Genomic DNA, 6671 nt, shown 5'->3' with positions numbered 1-6671 from the left:
ATGATGTTTCGCGATTCACGGCGGGCAGTGGACCCGCGGTTGGGCCCTATTTGAATTTCTGGATTACCGACGGCGCTGGCAATTTTGCGGTGGTTGCAAATGAGCCATCGAATCCGTCATTCCAGCCATTGTTTAGCAATGGTTACGATCTGACGTTTGCGGATCTGTCGGACAAGACCGCCAAGATTTACGAAAACAGTGATAAGTCTTGGTTGCCAAGCAACGGCGTTGGTTTGACGTTTGGCGATCTCGCCGGCTTCAAGATCCAAGCGCCTACGGCAGCCGAGCTTGCCACCGGCTGGGGCGGACTTGGCACCGGAGCGCCTCGCGAGTTAGGGACGAATCAAGCTTACGGAGTGAATTGGGTCTTCGGTGATACGTTGTCGAATTACGTTTCCGGGGATCCGGGGTACCAGGTTCGCGGTGCTGCTGCCGTGGGCGCCGTGCCAGAGCCAAGTTCGCTTGCGATTGCAATCTTCGGTGTCGCCGCAGCCGGAGTGGGCCGTCGTCGCAGAGGAAAGTCCAAAGTGGCTCAAACCTCCCCGTAGCGAAAGTCGCCAAGACTTTTGTTGTGGGATAGGCTTCCAGCCTGTCGTCGCGCTGGGGAGGTGACGCAGGGAAGTTGTCGGCAAAAAGATGGGTGGCAAAAAGATAAGCAAAGCCAACGTAGCGAAAGTCGCCAAGGCTGCCGAAATGTGGGATAGGCTTCCAGCCTGTCATCGCGCTGATAATCCCCGAATGTCCTCGGCAAGACCCTCGGCGTGATGATCGCGGAGCGATCAACGACAATGTCTTGTCGATTTTGTCGTTTAGCAGTCAGCCGAATGCGTGCTCGCATCCGTTGGCGATCGCCCAATGCCATCTACTTTGGCACTAAACGAGTGGCGTTTGTAGCGGTGCGGCGCAAGCCGCCCGGTCTAAAGCCGGACGTTTTCTCGCCTCAACCGGACGGCTCGCGCCGTGCCGCTACCAAAGTAGATGGCATTGCGTATGCCTGTCGGCTAACGGTTAAACGAAGAGGCCTACAGTCAGGCTCAATCAAGTCTCAACGGTGAGCCGTGTGGGGTAAGGTCCCGGGGAGTGTGTGGGACTCAGGTAGTGCGTGGGGCCCGGCCGCTGACGCGTCGCGGCTCAATGAGTCGCCAAGACTTTCTTCCGCATCGCGAGAATGCAGGGAAACCGACGAACGGAATCGTCAGACGACACTGTCTCGCGGCTATTCAGGCTATTGCCGTGCACCGGGATTGATATTCCAAGAGAGGGGGTTTCTTGGGCGTCGTCGTTTTGTTTTCCACTGTCAACAAGCGATTCACGCTCGCTCCGTGCTGCTCGGTCTCCTGAGCGGAACGATTCTGTGACAGGTGGCGAAAATCGATCTTCGAGTGCGGATGTCCGCATGACCTGACTGGGGTGGTGTAGATAGGCTCTTGCTGCGGGGCAACTATGAGGGGGCAATGCTTGCTTAAGAGGCATAGGCCGCAGCTCGGAATTTCGGATCTTCAGAAGAACTTTCACATTTGCGCGAAAATTTTGCGTTCATCTGAGTACATACTAGCGTTCGTATTGTCGAAACCAGAACCCCCTATGAATGTCTTGCGCAGGTTTTGCGTTTATTTCTAAAGTGCGGTGGAACATAGCTCTGTGGAGTGTATAGTGCTTCGCAATAGCAAAATGCATTCTGGTTTGGGAAGTGTTTTAGAGCGTTGTTGCATCGAATCTTGCCGTTTATGGCGTTTTTTTGACCGTATTGATCGCTTTGCGTACACATTGGCAAACTAGAGATGAATTTTTGCACATAGCTCCAGTGGGCCGTTGCGTATGCCTCTGCAGTGTTTATAGTTGCACGTTCAAGTCGAAGCATGTTCAGGTATCCGAAGTTTAGGCAGTTGGTCAGGTTCGGGAACGCTCGGCACTGAACGGGTTGCCACCCGAATGGAGAGTGTCCTCGGCTTGGTTGACCGTAAAGGAAGTCGTATTTTTAACTTTGTTGGTTCGGAAGTGTGGGGTGAGTGTCACCCACGTGGACGAAGTCCGCGCTGATATTTCGGTATCCCGACGAATGTCCTCGGGCCGAATCGTAAATGGTGAGAATTAAATTTGGCTAACGCATCAAAGCCCGCGAGACGAAAGCGAAAGCATTTGCCAGTCCGGACGGCTCCTGAATCGGCAGTTGCTTCTTCCAAACGGGTGGAAGCCAAAGCGAAGGATGTCGATGTTTTGGTTCGACCCGGGCAAGCGTGGTGGGTTGGCTTTGGGCTGCCTGCAGCGGTGGCTGTTCTGGCTGCTTTGGTTTATGCCTATTGGCCGACGCTCGTTTGGATCGAGGAGACTTGGCGGAACGAGCCCGATTATTCCCATGGGTATTTAGTGCTGCCGTTGGCTCTGCTGCTATGTTGGAATCGCCTGGATCAAATTACTGGAATCCGGCAGGGAATTAGTTGGGCCGGTCTCTCGTTGATTGCACTTGCCGTGGTAATGCGGTTGGCGGGCCGCTTGGTATATGCCGACTTTCTTGATGCTTGGTCGATGTTGCCACTGATTGCCGGCGTCGTCTGGGTTTGTTTCGGCTTTTCGGTATTGCGTTGGGCACTGCCAGCGATCGCATTCTTGTTTTTGATGTTTCCGCTTCCCTATCAGGCGGAAAGTTTGCTGAGTTGGAAGTTGCAAGGCGTGGCAACAGATTTAAGTACCATCATGCTCCGCGTTTTCGGTCAGCCAGCGGTCAGCGAAGGGCATGTGATTTGGATTAATGATCTAAGGCTGCAGGTGGAAGAGGCTTGTTCGGGGTTACGGATTTTTATCGGCGTTGCCGCACTCGCGTTCTTCTGGGCCGCAATGGTTCGTCGTAGTTGGTTGGATCGGGTGGTTTTACTCGCGATGGCGGTCCCGTTGGCCGTGATGGTCAACTCGGTTCGCATCACTGTGGTAGGGCTGCTTTACCAAGTTTTCGACGACAGCGTCAGTCAGGGCCGGATCCATGACATCTCGGGGTATCTAATGATCCCGTTTGCGTTCGGGCTGCTGTGGTTGGTCAAGGTTTATTGGGAACGTTTGTATCGTCCCCTCGAGCAAATGACAGCTCGAGATTTTGTGCAGGGAATTGGCGGGGCGTAGGTCAGTCAGGTTTTTAGGCTGGGCGATTGGCTTCGTTTCCCTGATTTGTTCACGGGGATTGCGATCGCGCGGCAAAGTGTTGTGTTGGCAGGAGTGCATAAGTCGGGTGTTAGTTAAACGCTTTTTAAGGTGCTTGTGTCGTTTTAATAGTTGTCAATGGGCAGGCAAATGCAATCGAATGCTAATCGTGTAAATGGAAATGATCGGCCAATTGGTCGGTTGTCGGGGCCGAGTGCTGGAGCGAATTCGCAGTTTGATCCGTGGATTCTTTGGGTCACGTTCCGTCGCAACTGGCTTTGGGCAGTGCCGGTCGGAATGGTATTGGCAAGCTTGGCGGCGTTTGGCGTGTTCAAAAGCTTTGTTCCCGTCTATCGCGCCAGTCATCTGTTGGAAGCAAATTCGCAGTGGGTCGTCTTTAAGGATGTTATCCCGGTAATCGAAGATATCGCGGCGACGGAAAAACCGTTGTTCTTCAATTCGATCATTCTTGATCCCGTACTTGCCGATCCAGCGCTTCGAAAAGCACCAAGTCTTGCCGACCCTGAATATGCGGAAGTGAGTCTGCGTGAGAATTTGAAAGTCACGAGTGGCGGAAATCGTCGTCACTTAGTGGTCAGCTACGAAGACAGTGACGGTGTTGCGGCGGCAACGGTTTGCAATGCGGTGGTCGATTCGTACCTTCGTCAGCGTGATGCGTTTGACCAGGCACGCATGGTGAAAGTCGAGCGAGGGCTTGAGCCCGAGATTCAGCGATGGCAGCAAGAGGTTGAGCAGCGGCACCATCGTGTTCAGAAGCTCAGTGAGACACTGGTTGGCTTCGCGCCCGGCCAAAAGATCGCGGCTCTTGAGAATGAGAGTAACATGACGTTGATGGCGGAGTTGCGTTCGCGAATCTCGGATTTGCGTGTGAAAATTGCCATTGCGGACGCGAGTCGAGTATCGGCTGCCGGTGAGGCTGAGTTTGTGCCTCCTGTGGAGGCGGCAGTGATCCCTTCGGCCGTAGTAGAGCGTCATGTGCCTAGCGAACAGGAAATCTTAAATGCCATCAACCAGGATGCGAAGGTTTCCGAAGCACTTTCGCGTGTTGCACATTACAAGGCGATTTTGCTTGAGCTCGAAGATAGCGATATTGTCCGCATACGACGCGAGTATTACGAGGAAATGCAAGGCAAACGTGATGAGTGGACAGCGAATCTAGAAACACTAAAAGCAGGAGCTCGTGAACGCGTCGTTGCGATGCTTAACGAGCGTGCAGACGCCGAATACGAGCGTCAGAAGATTGCAGCAAAGGCAAGGATCGAGTCTTTGAAGGAAGGTTTTGAGGCCCAGCGAAAATCGAAAATTGAAGCGGCTCGCGTTGAGTGGCAGCGAGAGTTGCAAAAACGATACGCTGATGAGAAGAAAGAGTACGAGGCGCTTGCTACTCAGCTTGATGTTCTTCAGAAACAATACGATGACGAGCGTTCACGCTTAGAGCAGTTTGGTGGAGCTTCGGCAGATTTGCAGTTAGCGATCGATGAAAAGCAGATCGCCATGGATGTACTAGGTAAGTTGAAAATACGAGCCGCCGCCATTCGTACCGAGAAACAGCAAGGTGGCTCGGTGCAGACGTTGGCTGCTGCAACACCTCCGAGGATTCCCCTGGAGTCGGTGCCAACGAAAAAACTGATCGCCGTGTCCGGTGGTGCTTTTTGTATCCCGTTCTTACTAGGGCTGCTTTGGGAATTGCGCGTCCAGCGTGTGACCGATAGTGCGGCGGTGGATCGCAGTCAATCGCTGGCGCCCGTGGTTGGCGAAATCGCTCAATTGCCCTCAGGAGCTCGCAACGGAAGGGGGCGGCGAATCTTTGAAGAGAGTGTCGATGCGCTTCGGGCGAATCTGTTTCTGTCACTCGACACCAAACACACACGTTCGATTGCGGTGGTCAGCAGTATGTCGGGTGAGGGCAAAAGTAGTGTCGCTTCGCAATTGGCGCTGTCGATTGCCAAGGCAACCGATCAAACCGTGTTGTTGGTCGATGCTGATTTGCGGTATCCCGATCAGCACGAGATTTTTGGGCTCGAGATGGGACCAGGGCTAAGCGGTGTGTTGTCGCAAACGGCGACGCTTGAAGAAGCTGTCGACACAAGTTTGGGAAGCCTGCTGCACGTGTTGCCCGCCGGCCGGCTGGACCGCAGTCCGCACCGTTTGATCAGCGAATCGTCAATGCGAGACTTTGTCGACCGTGCACTGGAGAAATATAGTTTCGTCGTCATTGATACCGCGCCGGTGTTGTCGGCATCGGAGTCACTGGCAGTCGCATCGTCTGTTGATTCCACGTTGTTGTGTGTGATGCGTGACGTCAGCCGGATGGACAATGTGAACCGATCGATGCGGCGTCTCGATGCTTCGGGGGCCACGATTGCGGGAACCGTCTTTAGCGGTGTCACCGCCGGACAATATGCCTACCGTTACGGAAGTTACCACTACGCGATCGCCGGCGAAACCGACGCATAAGCCGTGATCGCGTAAGCGCCCGGGTCCTGGACATTACCCGGTGCCTGACGGCCCACGGCTCACCAATTTCGATCAATGGTTAGCGGCACGGCGCGGGGCTCGTCCGGTTGCAGCGAGAGCAACGTTCAACATTTACCGGGCGGCTCGCGCCGCACCGCTAAAAACAAAAGCTAACCGGGTGGCTCACGCCGCACCGTAACATAGAACAGCTCGGTCGAAAATCCACTAGGAAATAGTTCCCACGGCTAACACCAGGGACAATGGCTATGTCAAAGGTTGTCAAAGATATCAACGATTATTCGTCACAGCGATCCGCAGCGGAAACGCCACCAAAAACCCTCGCGGATATCCGCTTGGCGGAAAAGATCCAACAGCGGCGGTTCCACTGGCATTGGAATCGGCGACTGGGAGCAATCAGCATTGCAGTCGCAGTCGTCGTGTTGTTGATAACCGGTATATCCTATCTTTATCACTCTAGCCAGGCCGCTTCAACGTTTTTGAATCGAGCCGATGCCGCCGCCGAGGCCAAGGATTTCTCCGCTCAAGTAAAATGGCTCAATCGCTATTCATTGTTGGCTCCGGATGACCACGAAGCGATTGTTCGCATGGCAATTGCAGCCGACGAAGGAGCCGACGTGGCGAAACCCGAGTTGCGTGGTAGGGCGATCGACCAAGCTCGCAAGCAATTGAGCACTTCGATCGCCAGACTAGGAATCACCGATGACGACGATCCAACGGTTCGTGATCTGCGCGGTCGCTTGATCAAGCGATTATTGCAGCTTGGTGGGCCGTGGTATCGTGAAGCCGAGCGACAAGTCATTTTGTTGCAAGCTCCAAACGGGGATGCTGAAGCAACGCGTTGGCTGGCACTGGCCCTGGACGGTCAAGTCAACGAGTCGATGTACCAGGAACGTCCGGAAGTCAAATACGAACCTGAACAAAATTATTGGATGTGGTTGGCGCAGCAGCCAGTAGGAGAAGTGCTTGCCGTTGCCCTGCAACGCAATTCAAGCGATCTCGACTTAGTCGCTAGGTTTGTTAACGCCGCCCTAAGCACACCT

3 protein-coding genes and 1 pseudogene are annotated in these 6671 nt (G+C 54.1%); all 4 read left to right on the top strand.

Annotated features, from left to right (window positions below; translation table 11 throughout):
* Window positions 1-548, top strand: a 548-nt coding sequence (locus RMSM_RS00540) for a PEP-CTERM sorting domain-containing protein (RefSeq protein ID WP_040763318.1), incomplete at its 5' end; no start/stop codon positions are given.
* Between the two features lie 1669 nt (window positions 549-2217).
* Window positions 2218-3114, top strand: coding sequence for an exosortase/archaeosortase family protein (locus RMSM_RS00535; protein WP_144057257.1), 897 nt, complete (start codon window positions 2218-2220; stop codon window positions 3112-3114).
* 168 nt (window positions 3115-3282) lie between these two features.
* Complete coding sequence (locus RMSM_RS00530) at window positions 3283-5610, top strand: polysaccharide biosynthesis tyrosine autokinase (RefSeq protein ID WP_008689939.1); 2328 nt, start codon at window positions 3283-3285, stop codon at window positions 5608-5610.
* Between the two features lie 266 nt (window positions 5611-5876).
* A pseudogene (locus RMSM_RS00525) lies at window positions 5877-6671 on the top strand (hypothetical protein); the annotation flags it as partial.

The sequence above is a fragment of the Rhodopirellula maiorica SM1 genome, from assembly GCF_000346295.1.
GTDB classification, from domain to species: domain Bacteria; phylum Planctomycetota; class Planctomycetia; order Pirellulales; family Pirellulaceae; genus Novipirellula; species Novipirellula maiorica.
This window is presented reverse-complemented; position numbering and strand designations above follow the sequence as displayed.

Excerpts from the sequence above, each read along its gene's own strand:
- RMSM_RS00530 (WP_008689939.1), top strand. The coding sequence starts at position 3,283 with ATGCAATCGAATGCTAATCGTGTAAATGGAAATGATCGGCCAATTGGT.